We start from the raw sequence: 26,221 nt of genomic DNA on the forward strand, positions 1-26,221 counted from the left end.
CCCTCAAATCCATCCCCCACAGCGCCAGCCTCACCGCGCCCCAGGCCGGCGCCTATGCCAGGATCGCCCGCGGCAATGCCTTCTTCTATGGCCTGGCCGCGACAGCCCTGCCCTTCACATCAGCCAAGCGCAGCTTCGGCATCGAGGAGGAGTGGTTCTCAACCAAGGCCAGCTACACCATGGCCGCCATCAACGGCTCGATCGGCGCAGGCTACTGGCTCCCCGCCGGCCACAGCGCCATCCTCACCCCCTTCGTCGAGATCAACGGCCNCCCCTTCACATCAGCCAAGCGCAGCTTCGGCATCGAGGAGGAATGGTTCTCCACCAAGGCCAGCTACACCATGGCCGCCATCCACGGCTCGATCGGCGCAGGCTACTGGCTCCCCGCCGGCCACAGCGCCATCCTCACCCCCTTCGTCGAGATCAACGGCCTCTATCTCTACCGGCCCAAGGTCGAGGAGAAGGGCGCCGGCAATGCCGGCCTCGACGTCCATGCCGAGAGCATCGCCTCCGCCGAGGCGGTCGTCGGCCTCAGCCTGCAGGGCCATATCGCCAGCCTTGTCCCCGCCGACACCGGCTCACTCTTCGCCGATCTCGCCCTGCGGCCCGAACTCATGCTCTCCTATGGCCGCGGCTTCGGCGACATCGACGACACCGTCGCCTCCGCCTTCCTCGGCGCCAAGGGCCTCACCTTCCAAACCGAGGGCGCCAAGCTGGGCAAGGACCGCTTCCGCGCCAACCTGGCGCTCGCCGCCGAGGCCCCCCAAGCCCCCGTCACCTTCGCCATCGGCTACGGCTTCGAATACGCCTCGCGCCAGACAAACCACTATCTCTCCCTCTCAGGCCAAATCCAATGGTGAGCCAAGCCAACGCGCCAACGCCCTCCCTGCGAGCGTAAACCTCGAGGGCCCGCCACCCAGCACGCCCGAGTCAGTCTATGTTCCGTCCCTCGATGAGCATGAAACGAAAACAATGGATGGCAAAGCCAACGAGGATCAGGTGCCCGCCAGCAATTCGCCCGCCGCTATGCAAAGCCGGAACAGCGCTGCAGGCGTTCACTCCCGGTGAGGTTAACGGCTGGGCGGGCAAGGACCTATACCTTCAGATCGGCCCGCGAAGGCTTTCCTTCACGTCGGAGACGTTCATTCTCTCCTTCTCACTGCCACATTTCCATTTTCACGCCGTCACCTCATAGAACATCCTGCGATCACGGGGCGTGCCGCTCGGTAAACGTGATTACGAGGTTCGGCTACGCACTAGATCACCCCAAGATTAAAATCCTCAATGCGACGACCGGATCGCCACCAGCCAAACAATCCAATCATTTGCCGTTTATGGTCACAGCCTAGCAGCCTCTGCACCTCTCGCGGGTTCAATGCCAAACCCCTGGGTCGGCGACATCGATTTACCACGGAATCAATAAACTAAGCGCCAAAAAGCATTGCACTACTACACGCACGCTTAATTCATGGGATCTACGTTCTCACTCGTGATGTCGGACGCTGCTAGTGCCTAGCGGCGGCTGAATGTGCAGGGGCCACATTCTCGGCAGCCTAGCCGGAGTAGGTGCCATGACAGCCGGTGGCTCTACGCAAAAGCTTTCTCTCCTAGCCCTGACTGCGATGGTCGTCGGTTCCATGATTGGAGCCGGTATTTTTTCGCTCCCACGGACTTTTGGCATCGCAACCGGCCCTTTCGGGGCAATCATCGCGTGGTGCATAGCAGGCACCGGGATGTACTTGCTCGCCCGCGTCTTCCAGACGCTCGCCGCACGAAAGCCTGAGCTTGATGCTGGCGTGTTTGCCTACGCTAGGGCGGGCTTCGGGGACTATCCAGGCTTTTTGTCGGCTTTCGGCTACTGGATCGGCAGTTGTATCGGCAATGTCTCCTACTGGGTCCTCATCAAATCAACCCTTGGAGCCTTTTTCCCCGTGTTCGGTGATGGCAATACCGCAACCGCGATCATCGTCGCTTCCATCGGTATCTGGCTCTTCCACTTCATGATCCTGAGAGGGGTCCAGCAGGCGGCGTTCATCAACACGATTGTAACGATCGCGAAAATCGTCCCTATCCTGGTGTTCATCGCGATCCTGATTTTCGCCTTCAAGGCTGATCTCTTCCGGACGAATTTCTGGGGCGGCGGCGGCATGCCGGAAACCAGCCTCTTTGAGCAAATTCGTGCAACTATGCTGGTCACCGTCTTCGTTTTCCTCGGCATTGAAGGCGCAAGCGTCTACTCTCGCTATGCGCAGAAGCGCTCCCATGTCGGCCTCGCGACGATTTCCGGCTTTCTTAGCGTCACCACCCTAATGGTCCTGGTGACGCTCTTGCCATATGCGGTCCTGGAGCGTGCGGATATCGCAGAGATGCGGCAGCCCTCAATGGCAACGGTGCTCGAAGCTGTCGTCGGACCTTGGGGCTCCGTTTTTGTGAGCGCCGGGCTGATCGTCTCTGTGCTTGGCGCCTATCTGGCCTGGTCGCTGATCTGCGCGGAAGTGCTGTTCGCAGCAGCTCGCTCGAAAGATATGCCTAAGATTTTCGCCACGGAGAACTCAAACAAGGTGCCTGCGACCGCATTGTGGGCGACCAACATCATTGTGCAAATCCTTGTTGTCAGCACCTACTGGTCGAATGACGCATTCGCGCTGATGCTCAACCTGACAAGCGTGATGGCACTCATCCCGTTTTTCTTTGTGGCTGCTTACGGCGTACTGCTCGTCGGCCGCGGACAGACCTACGAGCTCGATCCGCAGGCGCGAAGGCGCGACCTCATCATCGCCGGCCTCGCCCTTTTCTACACTGTCTTCCTGGTCTTTGCAGGAGGTCTGAAATTCCTCCTGCTCTCGGCCATTCTGTATGGCCCCGGATCACTCCTCTATTTCTGGGCGCGTCGCGAACAGGGACAAGGCGTGTTCTTTACCCGGCCGATCGACTGGCTGCTGTTCGGTGCTGCGATTGTCGGTTGCGTTGCGGGTATTTACGGCCTTGCGACAGGTCGAATCACAGTCTGACAGGAGAGTGCTATGGCCACTCAAGCCTCAGCCTTTGGTGTTTATTCGGAAGTCGGGCAGTTGCGTAAGGTGATGGTCTGCGCGCCCGCCAGAGCCCATGAGCGGCTGACGCCCAGCAACTGCGATGCTCTCCTGTTCGATGATGTCCTGTGGGTCGACAATGCCAAACGCGACCATTTCGACTTCGTTCAGAAGATGCGGTCCCGCGGCATTGACGTGGTCGAGATGCATAATCTTCTGACGGAGACGGTCGCGATCCCGGAAGCGAAGAAATGGATCCTGGATAATCAGATCGTCCCAAACCAGGTCGGGCTCGAACTTGTGAACGAGGTGCGCAGCTACCTCGAAGGTCTGCTGGACCGGCAACTCGCGGAGACGTTGATCGGCGGCCTGTCGACATACGATTTCCCGGAAACCCGTAGCAGCGACCTGTTCAAGCTGGTCCGGGATGGTGCGGGGGTCAGCGACTATCTGCTGCCACCGCTGCCGAACACGATCTTCACGCGTGACACGAGCTGCTGGATCTATGGCGGCTGCACGCTCAATCCGCTCTATTGGCCTGCGCGACACGAGGAGACGATCCTGGTTGCGGCGATCTATCGGTTTCATCCAGACTTCGCCGGCAAGGTCGCTGTGTGGTGGGGCGACCCAACAGCCGATCACGGCCTTGCGACGCTCGAAGGCGGAGACGTCATGCCGATCGGCAAAGGCAATGTCCTGATCGGTATGAGCGAGCGTACTTCGCGCCAGGCCATCGGGCAGCTCGCGGCGACGTTGTTCAAGCAGGGTGTGGCTGAGCGCGTCATTGTCGCCGCGATGCCGAAACTGCGGGCGGCGATGCACCTGGATACGGTGTTCACCTTCGCGGATCGCGACTGCGTGCTCGTCTATCCGGATATCGTGGATACCATCCACACCTATTCCATTCGGCCAGCGAGCGTACCCAGCGGTATCGACGTGCGCAAAGACGACAAGTCGCTAGCCGATACGGTGGCGGAGGCGCTGGGGCTCAAAAAGATGCGCGTTGTCGAGATGGGCGGCACCAACTATCTGCGGGAGCGCTCGCAGTGGGATAGCGGGGCAAACCTGGTCTGCGCCTCACCGGGCGTGGTCTTCGCCTATGACCGCAACGTCTACACGAATACGCTGCTGCGCAAGCAGGGCATTGAAGTCATCACCATTTCGGGCGCCGAGCTCGGCCGCGGCCGCGGCGGCGGCCATTGCATGACCTGCCCGATCATCCGTGATCCGGCAGACTAGATAGGCTTGCCAATAACAGGGAACCTCGTTTCCGTCGCGCCATTGAATCCACATGGACGGACGTGCGGATGTGACTAAGGCACTGGACCCTTGAAATTCCTCACCGATCTCTATGCCAGCGAGATCAATTGGGGCATCTCCACCTTTGCTCTTGCGGCTATCGGGCGTGGCTCGGCGACGGGCTCAACGGATACGAGGGTGAAGGGGAGTTTCAGGATCTCACCGACGCCATAGTTTTCCTGGCCCGTGAGGCGGTCCGGCGCTATCCCGATAGCCCGTTCGCAGAGAAATACGCAGAGCTGGCCTCCGGCCGCACCCCGGTGCGTGCGTCCGCTCATCCAAAAAGCTTTTTCGGGAGCGCAAATAAGGGCCCGGGCTCGGAGCCGCCATCACTCGACGCGCCGGGCGTCGACATTGTGGCCGAGGACCTGCATGGCCTCGATCACTTTCTAGAGCAGCAGAAGAAGCGGCACAATGGCAAAGCCCGGGTTGATCGCGGGTCCATCGTCGGACATGGGTATGAAGCCAATCTGATCATCGGCCGTTCAGATCATCGAGAGCTGGGCGCATAGATCTCCTACTGCATCGAGCACTTTGCGTGTGTCTGCCGGCTTCTGCAGGCAGGGAACGCTTGCGAGATCCGCAGGAATGACAGTTGCGTCGTAGCCCGTCAGGAGCACGACTTTCACGCCTCGGGCCATCAGGGTTCGGGCGGGTTCGAAGGTCGGTCCATCGCCCAGGTTGAGGTCCACGAGAGCGCAATCCACCTTACGAGCCTCAAGTGCCGCAGCAACGGCGGTGGCGTTCCCGAAAGGCCCTATGACCTCAGCGCCAGCATCTTCAAGCGTCTGGCGCATGTCGTCGGCCAATAGGAAATTGTCCTCTATGATGAGTACGCTACAGCCCTGCAAGCCAGCCTTCATCCTCGCCTCGTTATGCTCTGCCTTGATCGAAGAACGTCGGCGGTTCTGTCTCCAGGGTGCTCCCACCGGGCACGATCGGAAAAGCGATCGTGCAGCAAATCCCATCAGGTCGGCGCTCGATTTGACCGCGGCCGTTTAGTTCGTATGGAACCCTGAGTGTAATCAGTTCAGTGCCAAAGCCCTTTCGAGGCGCCGGGCCAGGAGCAATTTGTACCCCTCGTTCTCGCCACGCGAATTCAAGCCAGTCTGCCTCAGCTTCTCTGCTGATTTGCCAACGGATTTCGAGCTGTCCTGCCTCACGACCAAGTGCTCCATACTTGATTGAGTTCGTCGCGAGTTCGTGCACGGCCAGGGTCAGGACCTCGGCGGCCTTGGCTGTGAGATGAACGGCTGGCCCATCAAGGCTTACACGGCCCTCCTCAAAAGGATGTGCTGCAAGCTCCTCTTGCACCAGCCCGCGCAGATCGACACCCGCGCCTGCGCTACGGGTCAGGAGAGCTTGGGTGCGCGCCATCGCGGCGATCCGACCGTCCAGCTCGACCCGAAACTCGGCCACGGTCCCCGGGTCTCGTCCACGGTTTACGAGCGATCGCACCATCGCAAGCACATTGCGCACCCGATGCTGCAGCTCGGCCAGGAGAACGCCTTGCCTTTCCTCGTGACGCCTGCGCTCGGTCACGTCCTGGCCGATCTTTATGAAGCCCCGCAAAGTTCCGTCCGGCCATTGCAAGCGAACGACTTGGCCTTCGATGAAAACGCGTGAGCCGTCCCGGCGAAGGTGCCAGCGTACGTTCGGCGCCGTACCATTCTGCTTCGCCTCCTCGATTTCCTTGGCCGGTAGGCCTGCTGCCTGGTCCTCGGGTGTGAATATCACTGCACCAGGCTTTCCAATGATCTCCTCCGCACTCCACCCGAAGATCGCCGCTGCCCCAGGAAACCAGTCGGTGATGATGTCGTCGGCATCCGACATAAAGATCGCGTAGTCTCGAGCATTCTCGACAATAAGACGGAACCGCGCTGATGCGTGATCCAGCTCATCAGCCTGCCGGAGACGGTCTATGAGGGGGCCCAGCACTGACGCGTAGGTTCGCAGGAACTGAATATCTTCGTCGCCAAAATCGCGCGGTCGGCGTGCATCTACTTGCAGCACACCGTAAGGCTCGCCACCAGGAAGGAAGATCGGCACGTTTACGATCGCAACGACGCCGTGGTCCGTCATGAATTGCGGAAATTCGAAACGCTTCTCCTCTTCTATGTTCCCGGTGACCACCGGCTTTGAGTGCTCGATGGCATAGGCTTCTGAGGAGCCTGGATCCAATGTAAAGCGCGCATGCCCGACCACGCCCTCATTCCAGCCGATGCCCGCCCGGACCAGCCCCGTATTGCGATCCCGCTCTATTTCGACAACCTTCGCGAGATCCGTTCCAAGTGCGTCAGCAATGAGCCGGCAGCCTTCGGTTAAAATCGCCTGCAGGTCATCGCAGCGAAGCACAAAATCTCCAAACTGCGCCAACGCACCTTGGCGCTTAATAAGTTCCTCGCGATCGACCATTCGCTGGAGGCCCGTTGCTGCGTCTCCTCAAGCAGTGTTAACGCACACAGCGCTCAATAGTGCCGTTTGGATCAATGACACCTTATGGCGCTGCTCTGGAAAATTGCTGGTGCCGCGCCTAGGGCCCCTACATCACTCCTTCCCGCATCTCAGGAACAAATCCTCACACCTTCTGGTTTAGCTGGAGCGGCGGAGTGTTTCGCCTTAAGTCCTGCGGGTTGATCCCGAGGTTCATTCCAAAGCCGCCATAGCCGCGGAATTTGCGGGCAAGAGCCTCAATCAGTGGGGCGAAGAGGTGCTTGCTAGGGCGGCCGACAAAGCGGTCGGCAGCTGATTTCATAGCCTGATCTCGACAATCGGGATGTTGGGGATCTCGCCGGCCTCGAAAGTAGCAAGGTTGATCTGGATCAGGTCAGTGTCGAACCGCACCGGCACATCGAACGCAAAGCCGCGGTGATCGCCGCGCCTAGCGCTGGCGGCACCGCAAGAGTTACTACGCCGGTTGTGTCGTCCACCGTGAAGTCGGCACCGGCCGTAAGTTGGATACCGTTGGTCGCCACCTGCATGCTGGCCGCGAGCGCTTTCTGACCTCGCGCACGCCGGTGGGGCCGACCCGCAAACTGCGCGGGAGCATTCGGGTCTCGACCACCCTGAAGGAAACCCAGCGTCGCGCCCACGAGATGAAAGGTGAAGGACGCTTCAACCATGGCGGTGCTCCGCAGCGGATGAGTCATGTCGTCATCCCGACACTCGCAATGTAAGGAAGTCGGAATGCAGGCGGGCATGAACGCGACGGCGTGTTAGCCGTGGAGGTGTTGTGAGTCTCTCGAAAACGGCAAGGCGGTATAGAAACTGTTTATTTTGGCTGCAGCCGTTTCCGGTATTCTGGCCGGTCAGCGTTCCGCCGTACCTTATTTTGATGGGATTCTTTTCGTCGATCATTTTCGGGGTATTCGGATACCAGCTGAGATGCCCGAACTGCAGCCATCCAGTTTTTAAGACGTTCCGATGGGTTGGGCTGGACGTCGTTTGTTTCCTCACGGTGCAGAAAATGCGGGAGCGAGATTTGAGGTAGGTTCTGGAAGTTGCCGCTAGTCGCAGTAAGGTAATGTCGGTTACGCGCCCCTATTCCCTCCAGTCAGCCAGTGAAACGTCGACCCTTAAGGTGCCACAATCGGATTATTCACACGAGCGATCGCAGAACTATCAATGCTATTTTCGGCGGGGCCAGCCGACGGGGAGTTCAGCAGAGCGCGATCAACGTTCGGCGATCGTAGAATTCGCCATCCATCCGACCGTATTCTCGTTTACCCGGACACGACTCCATGCTCCCTTGGCTTCCATTATTGAGACCTCGGTCCCTTTTGGGACAACCGTAACTACGGCGAATTTGGTGCCAGGTCCTTCGCGCAGATTCACGGCGGTCTTCGTGTAGCGTATCGCCTGTTCCGTTTCTTGCTTAGTGATCGCCTCCGATCGAAACACGTCAGTTGCCACGACCGTCGTCACTTGAGGCATAAGATCGGCCCGGTTTTCTTCGCTCAGGGCCACACCGTTCTCTGCTGCGGTTAGCGTGTCGGATTGTTCCTCAACTAAGGCAGGTGGCAATCCAGTATCCGCCTTCTTGCTGTCGGATCCGAAGACGGTTGTAAGGACTGGAATGCTCACAAGCACGCCCAAAACCGTCAATAATGCGGCCCTGAGGGGGCTGCGGTTCCTCTCGGTTGCCGTAGCGGGAGCAACATCCACGGCATTGCCCGTAGGTGCGGATGGCAACCCGACCGTGCGTTCCCGCGGCAGCGTCGCAAGCATCCGGCACCCATTCACGAAAGCCGCAGCCACCCCGGTCCTGGAAAACTCGACAAGCTCGTTAAGGCCACTGTTGCTCGTGAGATGCATCGCCTCGTATAGGCAGATCGGGATCTGTCTGTTGTCCTTGAAGCGTCGGTCGGGTCCGCCGCTTTTGTTAGGATGTTTCCAGGTATGACCTACGATCTTAGCGTCGCTCGGCACACGTTCGGTCTCGATGAACGCGGAATCCTGCCACCGCACATTTAGTTCAGCGTAATTCACCGCCCCTATTCGGCTTCCGTGCTGCACGAGCACAATATCGGGCATAAAGAACATGACCTGCTTGCCCATATGCAGGGCAGGAGGGATCACGTTGCTCTTGATTACTGCCGGCAGATTATAGGCGAGGGTGGTCACCTTTCTGTTTACGAGGTGTGAAGCTCCCGCGTTGCGCTTCCACGCCATGAGGCTCTGGACTGCGCCGCCGGATTCGATATGCCATTTGGCGGCACACCCCATTAAACCGTCGAACCCTTCTACGAGGCGACCAAAAGCGATCTCTGCGTCCCCTTCGAGGTCATAGTAGAGCACTGTGGTCCTGCGATAGGAGTCTAGCCACTTGCCGATCGCCCCCGCTGGTAGCGCAACGGTTGACGGCTCTCTATTTGATCGGCTGAAGGCCGAACGCGCGCCGATCAAATCACGCCGCCGTCTCCAAGCGGGATGAAGTCGTTCCGGCCTTGCGCTCCCGGAGCGCATCCAAGCTCCAGACACCCGGACCGGCTGCGGAAATATAGAGAAACAGGAAGCAATACAGCATCGCGGCTTCGCCGTGGTTGAGTACCGGGAAGAAACTATTCGAGCTGTGCGCGATGAAGTATGCGAAGGCCATCAATCCCGAAAGCAGAAATGCAACTGGGCGAGAAAAAAGACCAAGGACCAACAGAAGGCCGCCAACCACTTCAAGAACTCCAGCCGTGTAAAGCATCGGGTTCAGGGGATATTCGAAGGGCGCGGGCCAGCTGAACAGTTTCATCGTACCGTGAGTGAAGAATGATCCTGCTGCAAAAATGCGCAAGACACTCAGAAGATGAGGGGCGTAGTCGCGGATGTAGGGTATCTGCAATGCGGGCACGTTTGCCTCCAGGTTACTAGAGTTTTCGCTCTTATCTGATCACGAATACGCTATAAATTCTTGTTTTGTCGCATTTTCTTCGCGCGAACCAGACTCACTTAGCTTGAAAATGCTCTAGAGGGATTGGCAGTTGTGGTTGCGAAGCTTCACCGGTCCTGCGCCGTCAGAGCACGTCTTCTATGCGTATCGGCAGCTTTCGTATGTGATTACCGTTGCGTGATAGATTGCATTGGCGATGCAGGCGCTGTTCCGAGCATCCTAGCTCGCCCATTCCACCGCAGTGCAGGCCTGACTGGTGCCAAGACCGGCTTGAGTGCGATCGAGCCCGCCGATGGCGGCGCAACCAGCAGCCCGGCTCCGCTGGCGAGCACAGCGCGACGTGTGACACTGCAGGCCTGTGTAGTCTCGGACCCTTCGTCTTCCATGGGCATCGCCTCTTCGCGCTTCCAAGTTGGAGCCTTGATTGTGCTGCGAAAACATTGCGCCGAAAGCGGGACCATGAACGCCTCGATAGCCGCAGCCATTGCGCGTTCCGTTGTGCGTGTTCACCGCCGCATTGACCAAGCGTACGAGCATTAGCACTCGCGCCACACTGTCAGGATCTGACAATTCTTAGCATAATTGTCAGGCCCTGACAATTGGGGTAGGTTCACAAAACTGAGAAGGATTTGGAATGGTCAAGAGGGCAGAAAATGCGCGCGAGCGGTTCGAGGCTGCCGCGTACAGTCTTTTTAAGCAGCAGGGCTACGCCGCAACGACTGTGCCAGAGATTGCTGCGGAAGCCGGGCTGACGGAGCGGACCTTCTACCGTTACTTCACCGACAAACGAGAAGTAATGTTCTGGCGAGCCGGTGATCACCAAGCCTCGATAACGAACGAAATTGCGAGAGCCCAGGCCGGCGTGCATCCACTGACAATAGTAGCGGACGCCTTTCAATCGGTCGCTCCCTTCATTGACGGCCACCACTCCATCGTAAAGCTGCGCCAGCTTCTGATATCAACGCATGGCGACCTGCAAGAGCGGGAACTGATGAAGCTGCATAAGCTCGCTTCCGCAATCGATCTGGCTCTGCAGCAACGGGGCATCCAGCCCTCGTTTTCGCGCGCCGTAGCAGAGATAGGCGCGGCCATCTGGAAAGTTGCACTGGAGAACTGGCACGCCGACGAAACAGAGAAGCCCTTTTCAAGTCACGTGCAGGCGGCTCTTACCGAATTCAAGCAGGCCTGCACCAAGTCGCAGGCCATCAAAGGCCGGTGAGCCCGTCATATTTCTGGTCAAAGGACGCCTAAGCGAGTTGCTTGGTCACGATGCGTTCCGCAGCGCCAAGGTCTGCGGGGAGGCTGATGGTAGCGGAGGACCGCTACCGCCAATACAGTGCTGCAATCGAGTTCATGTGTTGACGACCCAAAGAGTAGACCAACCGCAAAGCAAGGACATTTCAGCGGAGCGCGCCACGTGCGACCTCGCCGCCATTTGACGGCTCCTTGCCAGTGGCGTCGACCGTGTTACCGGGATCCATGCCTTTGAGGAATTTGAAGAGTTCGCTATCCGTGGACAGGACAAGCGTCGTGTTCTCAGAAATCATCGCCTTGTACGACTGCATGGTTCGCGTGAATTCGTAGAACGCCACCGATGCAGGAGTTTGATTGTAAGCCCTCGCGTAGATTTCGGTGGCTTTCGCGTCGGCAAGGCCCCTGATCTCTTCGACCTCGCGATAGGCTTCCGACTGAATCTTGTTCAGGTCGCGGACGCGGTTGCCGCGGATTCTGGCTGCCTCGCCGTTGCCCTCCGACAAAAAGCGCTCCGCGATCTGACGGCGCTCGCTGATCATGCGGTCGTAGATCTTGGGTCGGACGCTTTCATTGTAGTTGATCCGCTTGAACCGAATATCGAGCGATTCGATACCGAACACCCGAACCTTGTCGGCCGCGGCAGTGAAGATCTCTTCTTCGACCAGTTTGCGCCCCTTCTGAATCGGCACGAGAGATCCAATATCCTGCTCTCGTTCCGCCTCGGTCAGGAGCGCGTCGCGCAGGGGCTCGCGATCTTTGGTGGTTCGGATGATCTCGATCAATTCGTGCTTGGCGACGGCGTTGCGGGTTTCACTGCCGAGGATGTCGTCGAGACGGGACTGGGCGCTGCGCTCATCATGCAATCGGAGAAAATACTGGAGGGGATCGGTGATCCGCCAACGGGCGAAGAGATCAACCGAGATATAGAGCTTGTCCTTGGTCGGCATGTCCGACGGGTTGCCGTCCCATTCGAGGACCCGCCGGTCGATCGGATTGACTACCTGGATGAAGGGCATCTTGAATTTCAGGCCGGCTGTGGTCACCGGGTCGCCAATGGGCCTGCCGAACTGGGTGATGATCGCCTGCTCGACTTCGCTGACCGTATAGATCGAACTCACCGAAACATACGTTCCAACGGCAAGGAGCCCCACGACGGCTATCACTGTTCCCTTATTCATGGCCTCTCTCCCTGTGGCGAGCCGAGATTGAGCAGCGGCAGAATGCTGCGTGTCTGCTCATCGACGATGATCTTCGAGCGGAGTCCGGGCATGACGTCCTGCAGGGTCTCGACATAGATGCGGCGGCGCGTAACCTCGGGGGCCTTGTTGTACTCCGTCAGCAAGGCACCGAACCGGGCGACATCGCCTTCCGCCTCATTGATTCTTTTCAGGCGGTAGCCATCGGCTTCGCGAATACGCTGATCCTTCTCGCCCTCGGCCAAGGGTATCACTTTGTTATAGTCACGCCGGGCCTCGTTGATCAGTTTCTCCTTCTCCTGCTGGGCCTGGTTCACCTCGTTAAACGATTCCTGTACCGGCTCAGGCGGATTGATGTTCTTGAGCTGGACCTGATCGATGCTGATCCCCATGGCGTATTTGGTCGAGAGCGCCTGCATCTTGTTCAACGCCTCGGACTCGATCTCTTGACGGCCGATTGTGATCACCTCGTCGACGGTGCGGTCACCTACGACCTCTCGCATGACGGATTCGGAAACATAGCGCAGCGTTTCGCTCGGCTCGCGGACCTCGAAGAGAAATTTGACGGGATCCGAAATGCGGTACTGGATCACCCATTCCACCAACGCGGCGTTCAAATCGCCGGTCACCATCTGAGTCTCGCGCGTCGCTTCCTGTGGGCGGGGACTTTGAAACGGATCTGCAGCACCAGGGGTTGTGAAGCCAAACTCCTGTTTCAATTGCCGCTTGACGGGAACGATCGTTGCCGTATCGACCCCCAGCGGTATCTTGAAGTGTAGGCCGGGTGGAACATCCTTCAGGTACTTCCCGAAACGCTGCACGACAGCGACGGAGTCGCTCGGCACGGTATAATAGGCGGTCCATGCCCCCAGTGCGACAAGTGCGAGCCCGACAAAGATCAGCAATCCACGCGGGTTGCCGCCGGGCATGAACTGTTTGAGTCCGTCCTGCGCCTGTCGGATGAAATCTTCGAGGTCGGCGCCGGGCTTGGTTCCGCCGCCCCAGGGGCCACCTCTGCCGCCGTTATCGTTCTGGGATGACATTATGGTATCCTTTCATGCCCGTGCACGGCATTGGTTCACGAACTCGGCCTGATGATGGGCGGTGCTCCATCATGGCCGCGCGATGCGCCACGTTTCGTGCGCGGGATGATTCATCACGCGTTCAGCGGAACTCAGCGCCTGCCGAAACCGCTCGGGAGCCTTGTCGTAAAGTGTCAGAACCGCTTGCCTTGCATCCAGGCGCCGACATCCAGTTTCGCCTGTTCATCTGTGATGCCGCTGCGCGTCTTGACCATCGATCCGAGCTGACCTTCTGTCTTGATCGTCGAGCAATCGAAATTGGTCAGAAATGGCCACTTTTGCTGCGCGTCTTTCATATAGGCCTTCTTGCGCGCGATAGTGTCCGTGCTTTCGCCGCCTTGAAATCCGAACATGATTGATCTCCGCGAGAGCGGGTGATTCCAAAACATTCCCGTAAGGAAAAAGAGTTTATGAAGCTGCTCTCTTGTTTTATATATGTATGAATTGAGACGATTCAAGATAGGATAAAAAATTATTATTGCGTACATGCAAAGAGATAATATTTGGATATGTTTTGAGTATCAAATTTACCTTTGATGAAATTTAATTCTATACTCAACTATACTCTATACTTCAGGTCTGCGCAACCAACGAGAATTCGACCATAAGATTGCGCCGGTCAAGCGCATCATCAGCCCACCCGGCCTGACGCTGCGTTCGTTGAATTCGAAGTCGAGTTGTCAGGTTCTCCCTGTCTTTTGTTTCTTCGTGCGCCGCCTGGCGCCTTTCGAGTCGTCTTCCGACCTGTGCTGCGCCTCGGCGGATGAATGTCCTCCGATCGCTCCGCCCTCATTGTCCCACTGCTCGAGCGCCATCCGCTTGGGTGTTTCGGAAGCCGTAGGGATGTCAAAATTGATATCGAAGCCCGCGGAAGAAGCTTCGCTGGCAATAGCATCCAGAAGACCGTCATCCGAGATTTCGAGGTCGGGAAAGATGCGCCGTACCGCATCCAGCGCTTCCGATACGGCAAACGATCGGGTATTTTTCTGGCATTCGCTGAGAAATGCGCTGATCGCGGCCCGCACATCGGCGGGAATATGATGTGTCCTTCTTGATTCGTTCATGGCAGTGCTCTCAAGTCCAGCTGCGAGGTCGTCTGCACGCGATGATTTCGCGCTCACTTCAGCAAGTTCAGCCTCTAGCATTGAAATCCGATCAGCTGCCTGACGCATGAGGTGATCGGCATTGACGATGTAGCGGAGCGTGTTGTCGACTTCCGCATCGGCATGCCGTCTTAGCTGGTCGATGAGGCGGTCCGTCGGCAGAAAGGAGAGATACGCCCTGATGCAATCCCGCATTCTTTCGGCCAATTGTTCGGAACTTTCAATGCGCAAGTCTGAATAGCGCGAGGCATCGGAGCCCACGGCAGTTAGGTAGGCGGCCAGTCCAGCATCGAGCGCGCGCTCATCGAGGTGAATCGGGATCATCTTGTGGATCCCACGCTCGAATGTTCCAGCGCCTCGATCGCCGTCCATATCGTTCGCACCCAGTGAACGGCCTCGAAAGGCTTGCCGTCATCCACACGTACCCAGTGTCCGCTGCGGTCATCCGCACCGCAGCCGGGGACCCAAGAGATAACGGCCGTTTCGCCAGCGGCATTTCGGCCAATTAGTGTCTCGCCATCGTGGGGTGCGGCGGTCATCGGATGGATTGTCTCGGCCGCGTTGAACTCCTCCTCGGGTGACGGGAGCATGTGCTCTTGTCTGTGGGAGGGCGCGTCAGCTTCAGCCCTCCACCGGCGAGACGAACGATCGAGACTGTTGTTTAGGGAAATGTGTTTGGCCAAAAGGCTGCGCAAGTCCGCCTCGACCGAGATTCCGTCCGCAAACGCGTAGATGAGCAGGCGCGCCTGGGCGGTCTCGATATCCAAATCGCGGTCAGGTCCGATGACTCGAAACTCGGTAAGCAGCCGTTCGATCATCGTCAGGTTGTCGGAAGTGAGATGGTTGGAAGACATAATGTCCTCCTTAGGTCAGGGCTAGGGCGCAAAGGCCACCCTCAATCGACGGCGCCCGTGCAAGTTAACCGCCGACATTTTCACCATACGCTTCTTCTGCGTTTGCCGCAAAGTGATTCAGTCGCACAATCGTCGAATCACCTTAAATCGAGGCTGTGTTTGAGTCCGTCCAGCGGAACGCGCACATAGACTCCTAGGTTCTGCAAAGCCTCGTTGTCCATCACTGCGGACCATGTATCCGAACCTCCTTTCATCGTATTGTCCACGCGGATCTCGTAGCGGGTTGAACCCACCTGCACGGTGGCTTCGAAACCCGGCCAGGCCGACGGGATACACGGATCAACAACGAGGAATTCACCCTCGCGCCGGATGCCCAGAATGCCTTCAATACCCGAACGATACATCCACGCGGCCGAGCCGGTGTACCAGGTCCATCCGCCGCGGCCGACATGTGGCGCAACGGAATAAACGTCGGCGGCAACGACATAGGGCTCTACCTTGTAGCGTTCGCTCTCCTCGGGCGTAAGCGCATGGTTGATGGGATTGAGCAGTGCGAACAGATCGTGCGCCTTGTCGCCCGCACCCGCTTTCGCAAAGGCCAGGATCGCCCACATGGCCGCATGGCTGTACTGGCCTCCATTTTCGCGCAGGCCCGGCGGGTAGCCCTTGATGTAGCCGGGGTCGCGCGGCGTCTTGTCGAAGGGGGGCGTGAACAGAAGTGCCAGGCCATCTTCACGGCGGATGAGATGCTTTTCCAGCGACGCCATCGCCGTGGCCGCCCGAGCCGGGTCGGCGGCGCCCGTCAGGATGGCCCAGGACTGGGCTATGGAGTCGATCCGGCATTCCTCGCTGTCCTTGGAGCCGAGCCAGGTGCCGTCGTCGAAGGTCGCGCGGCGATACCATTCACCGTCCCACGCGTGCGCCTCAAGCGCCTCGCGCACCGAGGCCGCGTGGGCCCGCCAGCGTTCGATACGGCTTGGGTCGCGACCTTCCGCCAATGGCGCGAACAGCTCGATGGTGCGCGTGAGCAGCCAGCCGAGCCAGACGCTCTCGCCCTTGCCGCCTTCGCCGACGCGGTTCATGCCGTCGTTCCAGTCGCCCGTGCCCATAAGGGGCAGGCCAAGCGCGCCCGTGAGTTCGAGGCACTGGTCGAGGCCGCCGGCGCAGTGTTCGAACAGCGAGGCGGATTCGGCCGCCTCCGTGGGATGAAAGAAGGCGTCGTGCTCGCCTGGTCCAAGCGGTGGACCCTCGAGAAACGGGATGGTCTCCTCCAGAATGGCGCTATCACCCGTGGCATTCACGTAGGTCGCCGCCGCGAATGCCAGCCAGACGCGGTCGTCCGAAATCCGCGTGCGGACGCCTTGCCCGGATTGCGGCAGCCACCAATGCTGAACGTCGCCTTCGACGAACTGGCGGCCGGCCGCACGCAGGAGATGGCGCCGCGTCTCTTCGGGCCTTGCGAGCACCAGGGCCATTCCGTCCTGAAGCTGATCGCGGAAACCATAAGCGCCGCTCGCCTGATAGAAGGCCGAGCGCGCCCAGATGCGGCAGGCGAGCGTCTGATAGAGGAGCCAGCCATTGAGCATGATGTCCATGGCGCGGTCCGGTGTCTTGACCTGGACCGCCTGCAAAAGGCACGTCCAGTGATCCGTCACCTCCTGGAGAACGGCATCGAGATCGATTGCGCGATAGTGCGTAAGCAGCGCCTGGACCTCTTCCTGCGAGCCGCACTGCCCGAAAAACGAGACAATTTCGACCGTCTCGCCCGCGCCGATCTCGATCGTCTGCTGGAGCGCCGCGCAGGGGTCGAGCCCGGCACCCGTCGTCCCCGACAGCGGCAGATCGCTGGCGAGCGCGCGAGGCGCCGACGGGTTGCCGTAGCGGCCGAGGAATTCCGTCCGGTCGGCCGTCCAGGCGGTCTGCCGTCCGCAGAGGTCGGCAAAGGCAATGCCATCGGACGAATTGATGCTCCAGGGATTGCGCGCCAGCATCGCGCCGGTGTCCGCGTCGATCTCAGACACCAGGAAGGGTGCCGTGGCGCTGCGCGAGGTGCCGAGCACCAGCTCCGCATAGCTCGTGACAGACAGGCGCCGCGGCCGGCCGGAAAGGTTTCGAAGGGTCAGGCGCGATATCTTGACGGGGTCGGACAGAGGTACGTATTGCAGGAGATCGAGCGCGATGCCGTTCGCCTCGTGCTCGAAGCGGCTGTAGCCGAAACCGTGGCGCGAGACATAGGTGCCGCCGCCACGGATCGGCCGGGCGGTCGGGCTCCACAGGTCGAGGGTCTCCTCGTCGCGGATGTAGATCGTCTCTCCGCTCGGATCGACGACGGGATCATTCGACCATGGGGTGAGCTGGTTCTCGCGGCTGTTTTGCGCCCAGGTATAGCCGTTTCCCTCCGCCGAGACCTGGAAGCCGAAACCTGGATTGGCGATCACATTGATCCATGGCGCGGGCGTGACGGCGCCTCCCTCAAGGATCGTCACATACTCCCGTCCGTCCTTATCAAAGCCGCCGAGCTCATTGAAGAACTCGAGCGGAGACGTGTGCGGCACTGAGGGCTCGGAGATCGGGCGCGCAGGCTCTTGCAGGACGGAGACGAGGGGTTGATCGACGGGTGCGTTCGGCACATGATCGAGATGCTCTTCTATCGATCCACGTCGCGCTGAGAGCGTGACACGGGCGATCGAATGGAGCCGGGCGCGCGCATCGGCGCTCATCAGATCCGCGCGAAGTGCAAAGACAGAGCCTTGCGCCAGCTCCAATCCGAAATGCGGCCGCGACTGGCTGCTGCGCACAGCCGTCTCGATGGCGATCTGCAGATCCTGTGTATAGGAGGATGCGCGCTCGTTGACGATCACCAGGTCGACGGCGAGGCTTTTCATGCGCCAATATTCGTGAGCGCGCAGCAACTGGCGGACCTGGGCCATGTCTTCGGGATCGTCTATGCCCAGCAAGACGATCGGCAGGTCGCCGGAGATGGCGAGATGCCACAGGCCGGATTGCGAGCCGGCACCGCGGACAATTTCCTCCGACGGCGCCCTGTAGCGCGGGTCGGCGTAGAGGATGGGTGCGGCCAGGCGTTGAAAGTCCGCGGCCTCTCCGGCATCGACATCAAGGTGGCGAAGCTGGACCTGCGCCTGGGTCCACGCCAATGTCCTGGCGCGTTCGAACGCGCTGCGATCATGGTGCTTGTCGATCATGTCCATGAGCTCGGCGCGCGACGATGCGACGATAGTCCAGAAGGCGATGCGCGCGACCTTTCCGGGCGCGATCCTCACGCCCTGGCGCAGCGAAAAGATCGGATCGAGAACCGTCCCCACCGTGTTCGAGAGCGCTTCATCTTCCGCCATTGCCGCTGCAGTGCGCATGGTATGGCCGCGCCCGATGAAGCGGGCCCGGTCGGTCTCGTATTGCGGATCGGAGACGATCTCCCCATCGACGACGGCGAGATGTGCAGCCCAAACCTCCGGTTCGGCCTGCGAACGCCTGCGCCGCGTTGCGATGAGCGCGCCGAATTCGGCGGCATGTTCGGTCTGCACAAACATCTTGGAGAACGCCGGATGCGCCGTGTCGGCGGCCGGCGGCGCAAGGACGATTTCGGCGTAAGACGTTACTTCGATCTCGCGCGTCTGCCGCCCTCCATTGCTCAAGGACACGCGGCGCACCTCGCAATCGTCTTCGCCGGAAACCAGAATGTCCATTGTGGTCGTCAGCCTGCCATCGCGGCGTATAAACTGGGCGCGATCCTCATCGAAGATGACTTCGCGACTGTTCCCCTCGACGCCGAGAGGCTGGGCACCGGCGGACCAGACCTCCCCGCTTTGGACATCGCGCAGGAAGATGAAGGTACCCCAGTCGTCGCGGGTGGCATCTTCTCGCCAGCGCGTGACGGCGATATCGCGCCAACGGCTGTAACCTGCGCCGGCGGCCGTCAACATTACCGCATAGCGGCCGTTCGATAGCAACTGGGTGACCGGTGCGCCCTCTGTGGTCGCGGTAACGCGGCGCGAGGTGGGGATTTTCGCAACCGCCGTGGCTGGGGATACTTTTACCTCTTCGGCCTTCGGATGGGCGATCGCAACGTTGCGGGGCATGCGTTCCTGCAGCAGGAGTTCGCAGGCCTGGATCATCGGCTCGCGATGGAAACGGGCGCGCATCTCGCCATCGTGCAGCGTGTTGGCGATGGCGACGATGATCATGCCCTGATGATGGGCCATGAAGGCGCGTACGATGGCTACGTTCTTTTTCTCGGGAAGTCGGGAGCGGGTGAAATCGAGCGCTTCGAAGAAGCCGTAGCGTCCACTGGCGCCCATTTGCGCGAGACGGGCGTAGTTCTCGCGCGCGCCGTGCGGGTCTATCATCGCAGCGAGCCCGGTCGCGTATGGCGCGATCACAATGTGTTCAGAGAGACCGCGCTTCAGACCGAGCCCCGGAACGCCGAAGTTGGAGTACTGATACGTCAGTTCCATGTCGCGCGCGTAAAAGGCGGACTCGGATACCCCCCATGGAATGCCGAGCGACCGTCCGTAAGCCTGCTGGCGCTCCACCACCAGCCGATTGGTCTGTTCAAGCAGGCTGCCTGCGGGAGCGCGTATGACGAGCGACGGCATGAGATATTCGAACATCGAGCCGGACCAGGAGATGAGTGCCGACGAGTTTGCGAGTGGCGTCGCCGTCCGCCCCAGGCGAAACCAGTGCCGTGTCTCGACATCGCCTTTGGCGATGGCGAAAAGGCTGGCAAGCCGGGCTTCCGAAGCGAGCAGATCGTAACAGCTCGGGTCGAGGCTATCGTCGGCGAGGGAGTATCCGATCGACAACAGCTTGCGTTCGGGATCGAGAAGAAAGGCGAAATCCATCGCCAGCGCCATCTCGCGCATACCTGCGGCAAGTGCCCGAAATCGGCCTTTCAGAGCGTGGTCCGCGCCTCGGTCGCGCGCCTGTTCGGACACAGTCTTCTTGATGGCCTCGATCCAGAAGACGAGATCCGATGCACCGTCGTCGATACCCTTCGGGATCATGTCGCGCGCCACGCCGGCGGCTTTGTCCGCCAGCCGCGACAGGGAGGGAGACAGTGCGTCTAGCGTCAGTGGGCCATTCAGCTGGGCTTCCATGTCGTCGAGCAGCAGGGCGAACCGCGCTCCACGGTCGTTGCGAGCGATAGACAGAGCGTCAAACGCTTGGCGGGCCAATTGGAGATTATCACGCATGCCGAGCCGGGCATTCGGCGCAGCGCTGTCGTTCGCCCATGCCTCGCATGCATTGGCGAGCGCGATCAGATGCCCGGCGAGGTTTCCGCTATCGACCGATGAGATATAGGCGGGTTCCAAGACACGCAGGTCCTGTGTCCCGTACCAGTTGAAGAAGTGGCCCTTGTGTCGTGGAAGCTTGCGCATGGTCTGCAACGCGGCTTCAAGCCGCTCCACGGTCTCGAGCGTACCGGCCCAGCCGAAGTCGCGGGCGGCAACTGCGGAGATGAGATAGAGCCCGATATTGGTAGGCGATGTCCTGTGCGCGACGACCGGCTTTGGATCCTCCTGGAAATTGTCCGGGGGCAGCATGTTGTCCTCGGGCGTCACGAAGGTTTCGAAAAAGCGCCAGGTGCGACGTGCGATGAGGCGCAGTTCGGTCGCGTCCTGATCGGAGATCGCAAGCCGCGGTCCGGCTTTCGGCGATCGGCTTGCCCACAAGGCGAGCGCCGGGGCGGCCAGCCACAACAGCGCGAAGGGCAGGATCAGCGGCCAGGAGGAGGGCGAAAGCGCCATCGCGCCAACTGCGATTGCAAGCCCGAGCAGCGTACCGGATGCCATGTGGCGATAGAATCCAGCGAAGTTCAGGCGCGGGCTTCCCTTCGACTGCGCGGCAGTGGTCCATTCCAACAGATCGCGGCGGGTCCAGGTGAGCCGGACCAGCGTTCTGACAATGGCATCCACCATTCGCCACGCATGGTCGGGCAGGAAAACGATGGAAAGGACGCTCTGGATAGCTGCGAGCCGCAGGTCTGCGGCAAGCATCGCAAAGTGATTGCGCATGCGAGTGCCGGCGCGGAGCGGCACGAGGGTGAAGAAAATCGGCAGGAAGGCCGGGATCGCGACGGCCACTAGGAGGAGCGACGTTCCCGTCACCGCGGCCGGCACCGGCATCAGCCACGTAACACCCAGAGCAAGGAGCGTGAACGGCGCCAACAGCGACCGCCTCAGATTGTCCAGCATCTTTCCACGGCCGATGGATGGGATCGCAAAACGTCCGCTTCGCAGCCCTGTCGCCCAGGGAAGTAGTTGCCAGTCTCCGCGCGTCCAGCGATGCTGGCGTTTGGCGGCGACGTCGTATCGGGACGGGAACTCTTCGATCACCTCGACATCGGAAGCCAGGCCGGCGCGGGCGAACACGCCCTCGAAGAGATCGTGGCTGAGCATGGTGTTCTCCGGCACGCGGCCGGACAAGGACGCCTCGAAGGTGTCGACATCGTAGATGCCCTTGCCGGTATAGGTGCCTTCACCGAAAAGATCCTGGTACACGTCCGAGGCGGCAGCGGCGTAGGGATCGATTCCTCCGGGGGCGGAGAAAACACGTTGATAGAAGGATCCTTCGCGGCCGACCGGAAGCGAGGGGGTGACGCGCGGCTGGAGAATGCCATAGCCGTCAACGACACGCTGCTCGGCATCGCTGAAGCGCGGTCGGTTGAGCGGATGCGCCATCTTGCCGATCAGACAATGCGCGGCATCGCGCGGCAGCCGCGTGTCGGCGTCCAGCGTGATGACGTAGCGCACATCTGGCGGCACCTGCGGCGGCCTCCCGCCGATGGGCATGAAGGTGGTGTCGTCAGCGCCGCGCAGAAGCCGGTTCAGTTCGTGCAGTTTTCCACGCTTGCGTTCCCACCCCATCCATTTGCCTTCGCCCGGGTTGAAGACGCGGCGCCGATGCAGAAGCAGAAACCTGTCCCCGCCGGCAGCGGGTTCGTGACGCCGGTTGAGTGCGGCGATCGCTTCGGCGGCTATGCCGAGCAGTCGGGCATCGTTCTCCATAACTTCCTGGTCCGCGTCCGTTCCATCGCTGAGGAGCGCGAAGACGAGGTCGCCGCCAACGCCGGAAAGGTGGTGGACCTCGAGCCGTTCCACCTGCTCTAGAAGATCGGCTTCACTGGTGAGAAGCGTCGGCACCGCGACGAGCGTTCGCATGGATTCGGGAACGCCCTGCTTGAGCGCAAGGCCGGGCAGGATCGTCGCGCCGAAACTCCAGGTCATCGCACGGTTGACGAGGGCGGTCGCCACCTCGCTCGCGGGGAGAAATCCGATCAGGGCGAACAGCACGAGCCAGTCGGTGTCGAGCCCGGAGCGCGAAAGCGCCCACAGTGCGACGGCCAGCAACATCGCCGTTACGAGCAGGATCGACCCGATATAGCCGCCAAAGCCGAGGCGCGTGTTGAAGCGGCTGATGCGCAGCTGCGGGGGCGGGCGAAACCGGATCGCCCACTCGAGGGCCGCACGGCCCTGGGCGATAAGGTGGTAGCCCGGATCACTGGCGCGCTCCGCGCCAACTGCGTCCTCGGCTACAGCCGCCGCTTGGCGCGCAGCATCGAGTGCGTGGTCCACAATCTCGAGTTCCGAGAACGAGGAGCCGCGGGCGAGTTGCTCGATGGCGTTCCGGTAAAGGTCGCGGGTCGGGAAATCCATGTCGGCAAAGGCGCTTCCCGCCCGCAGCCGCTCGTCCACTAGGCTGACGCTCTCAAACAGCTCGGCCCAGTCGATATCGGAGATCAGCCGCATGCTGGTGACGATGTTGCGAACGGTGACATTGGATGCGCCCTGCCTCTGCTGGGCATGCTGCACCACGTCGTCGACCGAAACGCCTTGATGTGCGAGACGCTCCTCCAGCCATCCGAGCGCCGGCGTCGTTTCAGGATCCTGGTTCCTCAACTGTTTGGCCAACTGCGCGGCGAAAACTTCGGACAACGGCTCCGGTGAGCGGGAGGCGATGTCCGTTTCGAGCGCCGTCCTGCCGCAGCCCGACAGGAGAAGCCGCTCGGCCAGCGCTGCCGCATCCGCGCGCGCCGCGCGGCCCACGGTCATCTGATCGGCCAGCCGGCGCAGGTTCTCGATGAGGACCCAACGCAGGGTGATCGCTACTGCCCACAGCTCGCCGATCGTCAGGGGCTGAACCCGCTGATAGGCCACCAGAAACCGCCGCAGCTTCTCCCGGTCGAAGAGGCTGTCGGTATGCGCGACAAAGGCCCAGGCAAGCCCGAGAACCCGCGGATAGCCCGCAAACGGCCCTTCTCTCAGTTTCGGCAATTGGCGATAATAACCGGGAGGCAGGTCATCCCTGATCTCGTGGATTTGCTCCTCGACCAGATGATAATTGTCCAGCAGCCATTCCGCGGCAGGGACCACCTCCCTGCCGCTCTCCAGTTCCGCGGCACTCGCCCGATAGGCGGCAAGCAGAACAGCCGCATTGTTATTGAGCCTCTTGTGCAGGGACAGGACGGCTGGCGGGCGGTCGGTCACCGGCTGCGCGGCGGCGAGGCTTTGTGCGTGCTGCTCGAGCCGCTCCACGCTGAAAAGCTCCTCCCTCACGGGCGCCGCATCGTTCCATGGCGGCAATGAAGAGCGACGTAAGTGTAGGCGAGGGGTCGATTTCAAGGAGTACCTTTCCAGCCCGCGCGCGCGTACGCCGCACGGGCTGATTTGTTGGAGTGTCGACTCCAATGCGGCTTCGGACAAGGCGACGGGTCGATCTTCAACTTGGATCGATCGACGATCACATACCGAGGAGATCGGTCGGTCAGTGGCGCCATTCGGATTGCGGCGGCAGGTCGCCTGCGACATCCACATGAGCGGCATCGCTGGCCGCCGGTAGATACTTTTCGGAGAAGCGAAGGCGCAGAAGCCGTCCGTCACCCGTCAGGAGATGGAGATCCTCGCGGCCGAATACCTGCCGCAGAGTTTCGGGAAGCATCCGGATTTCGCCGCTGCCAATCACGTCTCCCGGCTTCCTCAGGAAACCGTCAAAATCATAGATCACGCGGGCAAGTGTCTTACCCCCACCTTTCAGGACGCCGGTTCCGTGGATTCCACCTAGATGCCGCATGACCGACTACTTCTCGATAGTCCGGCACGCGAGCGCATCCGCGTCCAATGCCGCCGCCAGCTCCTCCGGATCGACCTCCACCACCTGATGTCGGTCGCATTCATTGGAAATCGCCGGAATGTGAAGCATCGTGGCTGTGCGCCGGTAAGCAAGAAAGGAAAGACCGAGAATTTCCTCCTCTTCGATCGCCACATGATAGATTCCCGCAGGTTGCGGAGCGTCGAAGGCGCTCAGCGAGAATGGTCGCATGAATGTGATCTCTGTATCTGTGGTGCGAACGGTCATGGCAACATCCAGGTATTCCAGCGTATTGGCATTGAGGGTGGGGCTGGAGAAGCCACAGGGTTACCGGAAATCCGCCGCCGTCAGCACATAGACGGTCCTGCGGGCGTTCCCGTAAATTTCTCGCGCGACATCGTGGATCGTGGTGCGTGCCGCATCGAATGCGGCCAGACAATGTGCTTCGCCGGCCGCTGCCGGACGGAGCGCAGCGGTCTCCACGAAGAACGGCACCTCGAACATGCCGTCATGGCCGATAAAGCGAACACGCTGCCCGACTTCGTCATAGCTACGGCTTCTATTGGGGAAAGTGAGTGTCATGGTCGGATACCTCATTGGCATTGGAAGGAGAAAAATCTACTGATCGCGGCCCTGCGGCTCCCGGTAAGGATGAGCGGGCGACAGCGCCGCCTTCATTCTCCCAGATGCTGATCTCGCGAGCGTCATGATCCATCCCGGCAACGCCGCCGGATCCGACCGCCGCGCAATAGAAGGCATTCCCCTGATCGTCAGAGATCGTGACGATGTCCGGTTCTTGCGGCATGGCGAGTGAGCACGGCAGTGACGCGGCCAACTCGATCGCCGCTTCCGTACTGATCACATCGCGGCTGACATGGCCGACCTTTGCGCGAGCGTCGTCGACCGCGCGGACCCTGTAAAATTCGATGACAACCTTCATCCTGATACCTGTCGGTGGAGCGCAATCCCTCTGCTAACCAGGCCGGACCTTCTCCGTGCCGCGGGGTGTGTTGCTGTTGCCCGCTTGCTTGACCTGACTGCCGAACGGCGCCTCCATTTTCGCGGGCACCTTCTTCTGCTTCGGCTTTCTTATCTCGCGATTGCTGCGCTTTTGTCCCTTGGCCATTGTCAAGCTCCGTTCTTCGGTTGCGGCGACGCCCGGCCGGGCTGCGCCTCCAGATTGCAAAAACGATGGTCTGTCATGCTCTTCACCTGACCGGTGCCGCAGGTGGTGATCGTGCAGGATTGTCACAATCCAGCTGCCGTAGCGCGCGACGCTTGAAGGCGCTCAGGCTCCAAGTGCCGACGGTGCGGTCGTCGGCTGCGCGGCAGCCTGTCATTCTCGGCGCTGCGATCGATCAGGCGGGTGGTCGGTTGCGTAAGAACTGCCTTCGGCGCATCGAGCAACAACAGCGAAGGGAACGATTTTTATATGCGTTCTTTCTTGAAGCCGCGTCTTTGAGGCCACATCCTCATATAGGTTCTACGGCGGATGAATAACAGGAGCGTCGGTACGATTGTTCAAGAACCAGGGATTTCCCCGGTGCGGGCCCTGTGCGACGTGGCTTCGCTCATCGGCTCGCCTTTCGGTTTCTGGTAGTGGATGTCGGAGACGTGGTCGTGCTTCTCCGGCATCCCGCGCCGTTCGAGCGATAGGCCCGGTGCCAAGACCCGACATGGTTGCTCAAAAAGTGATGCTGGTCAGAACCACGTACAGAAGAGCGCTTCCTGCACCGCCGATCATGAGGAAGAGCAGCCAGAGCGTCGGATCGGTGCCCAGTTTGCCGAGATATTTCATGCGACGGCGTCCACCATGATCGTCATGGTTGCCAACGTCGGATGTTGTGGATGTAACGAGGCGGAAGACATGACTGCCCTCCTTCCTTGGCTGGGGCGGGGGTGCCACATAGGGCGAC

Annotated in this window: 24 protein-coding genes; 6 read left to right on the forward strand and 18 right to left on the reverse strand. The window is 60.4% G+C overall.

Annotated elements, in window-relative coordinates:
- Window positions 1-341: 341 nt before the first annotated feature.
- The 5 genes from E4P09_RS26815 to E4P09_RS00025 all read left to right on the forward strand — a co-directional run bounded on the left by E4P09_RS26815 (window position 342) and on the right by E4P09_RS00025 (window position 4,843).
- A complete protein-coding gene (locus tag E4P09_RS26815; RefSeq protein ID WP_428977691.1) occupies window positions 342-860 on the forward strand; it encodes an autotransporter domain-containing protein in 519 nt (172 codons plus the stop codon).
- Between the two features lie 116 nt (window positions 861-976).
- On the forward strand, window positions 977-1,195 hold the full coding sequence (locus E4P09_RS26355) for a DUF1993 family protein (RefSeq protein ID WP_239025073.1): 219 nt from the start codon (window positions 977-979) through the stop codon (window positions 1,193-1,195).
- Between the two features lie 376 nt (window positions 1,196-1,571).
- The gene (locus E4P09_RS00015) at window positions 1,572-3,011 is read left to right on the forward strand and encodes a basic amino acid/polyamine antiporter (RefSeq protein WP_137387566.1); all 1,440 of its coding nucleotides are present in this window, start codon (window positions 1,572-1,574) and stop codon (window positions 3,009-3,011) included.
- A 12-nt stretch (window positions 3,012-3,023) separates the two neighbouring features.
- On the forward strand, window positions 3,024-4,271 hold the full coding sequence (arcA, locus tag E4P09_RS00020) for an arginine deiminase (RefSeq protein ID WP_137387567.1): 1,248 nt from the start codon (window positions 3,024-3,026) through the stop codon (window positions 4,269-4,271).
- A 128-nt stretch (window positions 4,272-4,399) separates the two neighbouring features.
- Window positions 4,400-4,843 (forward strand): hypothetical protein, encoded by a 444-nt coding sequence (locus E4P09_RS00025; RefSeq protein WP_137387568.1) that lies wholly within the window; start codon window positions 4,400-4,402, stop codon window positions 4,841-4,843.
- Here E4P09_RS00025 and E4P09_RS00030 read toward each other — a convergent pair.
- The 7 genes from E4P09_RS00030 to E4P09_RS00055 all read right to left on the reverse strand — a co-directional run bounded on the left by E4P09_RS00030 (window position 4,817) and on the right by E4P09_RS00055 (window position 9,672).
- A complete protein-coding gene (locus E4P09_RS00030) occupies window positions 4,817-5,194 on the reverse strand; it encodes a response regulator (RefSeq protein WP_137387569.1) in 378 nt (125 codons plus the stop codon). The genes E4P09_RS00025 and E4P09_RS00030 overlap by 27 nt on opposite strands.
- Window positions 5,195-5,204: 10 nt before the next feature.
- Complete coding sequence (locus E4P09_RS00035) at window positions 5,205-6,746, reverse strand: sensor histidine kinase (protein ID WP_137387570.1); 1,542 nt, start codon at window positions 6,744-6,746, stop codon at window positions 5,205-5,207.
- 163 nt (window positions 6,747-6,909) lie between these two features.
- Window positions 6,910-7,086 (reverse strand): hypothetical protein, encoded by a 177-nt coding sequence (locus E4P09_RS26820; protein WP_428977680.1) that lies wholly within the window; start codon window positions 7,084-7,086, stop codon window positions 6,910-6,912.
- Entirely contained in the window at window positions 7,083-7,181 is a 99-nt protein-coding gene (locus tag E4P09_RS26360) for a DUF2460 domain-containing protein (RefSeq protein WP_338048967.1), read from the reverse strand. Before E4P09_RS26360 ends, E4P09_RS26820 begins: the two co-directional genes overlap by 4 nt.
- Window positions 7,154-7,480 (reverse strand): DUF2460 domain-containing protein, encoded by a 327-nt coding sequence (locus tag E4P09_RS00045; protein ID WP_239024968.1) that lies wholly within the window; start codon window positions 7,478-7,480, stop codon window positions 7,154-7,156. Before E4P09_RS00045 ends, E4P09_RS26360 begins: the two co-directional genes overlap by 28 nt.
- A gap of 523 nt (window positions 7,481-8,003) precedes the next feature.
- The gene (locus E4P09_RS00050; protein ID WP_170984141.1) at window positions 8,004-9,128 is read right to left on the reverse strand and encodes an SH3 domain-containing protein; all 1,125 of its coding nucleotides are present in this window, start codon (window positions 9,126-9,128) and stop codon (window positions 8,004-8,006) included.
- A 109-nt stretch (window positions 9,129-9,237) separates the two neighbouring features.
- Window positions 9,238-9,672, reverse strand: a complete 435-nt coding sequence (locus E4P09_RS00055; RefSeq protein WP_137387572.1) for a DoxX family protein — start codon at window positions 9,670-9,672, stop codon at window positions 9,238-9,240.
- Window positions 9,673-10,345: 673 nt separating this feature from the next.
- On the opposite strand from E4P09_RS00055, the gene E4P09_RS00065 reads away from it, so the two are divergent.
- Window positions 10,346-10,930 (forward strand): TetR/AcrR family transcriptional regulator, encoded by a 585-nt coding sequence (locus E4P09_RS00065; RefSeq protein WP_137387574.1) that lies wholly within the window; start codon window positions 10,346-10,348, stop codon window positions 10,928-10,930.
- 181 nt (window positions 10,931-11,111) lie between these two features.
- On the opposite strand, the gene hflC is transcribed toward E4P09_RS00065, so the two are convergent.
- The 11 genes from hflC to E4P09_RS25810 all read right to left on the reverse strand — a co-directional run bounded on the left by hflC (window position 11,112) and on the right by E4P09_RS25810 (window position 25,431).
- Window positions 11,112-12,116, reverse strand: a complete 1,005-nt coding sequence (gene hflC / locus E4P09_RS00070) for a protease modulator HflC (protein ID WP_205041977.1) — start codon at window positions 12,114-12,116, stop codon at window positions 11,112-11,114.
- Window positions 12,117-12,139: 23 nt separating this feature from the next.
- Window positions 12,140-13,204 carry an FtsH protease activity modulator HflK gene (hflK, locus tag E4P09_RS00075; protein WP_137387576.1) on the reverse strand — a complete coding sequence of 355 codons (1,065 nt, stop codon included), beginning with the start codon at window positions 13,202-13,204 and terminating at the stop codon, window positions 12,140-12,142.
- 173 nt (window positions 13,205-13,377) lie between these two features.
- Complete coding sequence (locus E4P09_RS00080) at window positions 13,378-13,596, reverse strand: hypothetical protein (RefSeq protein ID WP_137387577.1); 219 nt, start codon at window positions 13,594-13,596, stop codon at window positions 13,378-13,380.
- Between the two features lie 327 nt (window positions 13,597-13,923).
- Window positions 13,924-14,670 carry a hypothetical protein gene (locus tag E4P09_RS26365; protein WP_239024969.1) on the reverse strand — a complete coding sequence of 249 codons (747 nt, stop codon included), beginning with the start codon at window positions 14,668-14,670 and terminating at the stop codon, window positions 13,924-13,926.
- Window positions 14,667-15,200: a hypothetical protein gene (locus E4P09_RS00090; RefSeq protein WP_137387578.1), complete on the reverse strand. Its 534-nt coding sequence runs from the start codon at window positions 15,198-15,200 to the stop codon at window positions 14,667-14,669. The genes E4P09_RS26365 and E4P09_RS00090 overlap by 4 nt, the downstream gene beginning before the upstream one ends.
- Before the next feature lie 137 nt (window positions 15,201-15,337).
- Window positions 15,338-23,839 carry a GH36-type glycosyl hydrolase domain-containing protein gene (locus E4P09_RS00095; protein WP_428977681.1) on the reverse strand — a complete coding sequence of 2,834 codons (8,502 nt, stop codon included), beginning with the start codon at window positions 23,837-23,839 and terminating at the stop codon, window positions 15,338-15,340.
- Between the two features lie 142 nt (window positions 23,840-23,981).
- Window positions 23,982-24,221 (reverse strand): hypothetical protein, encoded by a 240-nt coding sequence (locus E4P09_RS00100; protein ID WP_239024971.1) that lies wholly within the window; start codon window positions 24,219-24,221, stop codon window positions 23,982-23,984.
- 72 nt (window positions 24,222-24,293) lie between these two features.
- On the reverse strand, window positions 24,294-24,572 hold the full coding sequence (locus E4P09_RS00105) for a hypothetical protein (protein ID WP_137387580.1): 279 nt from the start codon (window positions 24,570-24,572) through the stop codon (window positions 24,294-24,296).
- A gap of 60 nt (window positions 24,573-24,632) precedes the next feature.
- Window positions 24,633-24,887: a DUF1488 family protein gene (locus tag E4P09_RS00110; RefSeq protein WP_137387581.1), complete on the reverse strand. Its 255-nt coding sequence runs from the start codon at window positions 24,885-24,887 to the stop codon at window positions 24,633-24,635.
- Window positions 24,865-25,245 (reverse strand): hypothetical protein, encoded by a 381-nt coding sequence (locus tag E4P09_RS26150; protein ID WP_205041978.1) that lies wholly within the window; start codon window positions 25,243-25,245, stop codon window positions 24,865-24,867. The genes E4P09_RS00110 and E4P09_RS26150 overlap by 23 nt, the downstream gene beginning before the upstream one ends.
- A 33-nt stretch (window positions 25,246-25,278) precedes the next feature.
- Window positions 25,279-25,431 carry a hypothetical protein gene (locus E4P09_RS25810; RefSeq protein ID WP_170984142.1) on the reverse strand — a complete coding sequence of 51 codons (153 nt, stop codon included), beginning with the start codon at window positions 25,429-25,431 and terminating at the stop codon, window positions 25,279-25,281.
- Window positions 25,432-26,221: the final 790 nt, after the last annotated feature.

This window comes from Rhodoligotrophos defluvii, assembly GCF_005281615.1.
In the GTDB taxonomy this organism is placed as follows: domain Bacteria; phylum Pseudomonadota; class Alphaproteobacteria; order Rhizobiales; family Im1; genus Rhodoligotrophos; species Rhodoligotrophos defluvii.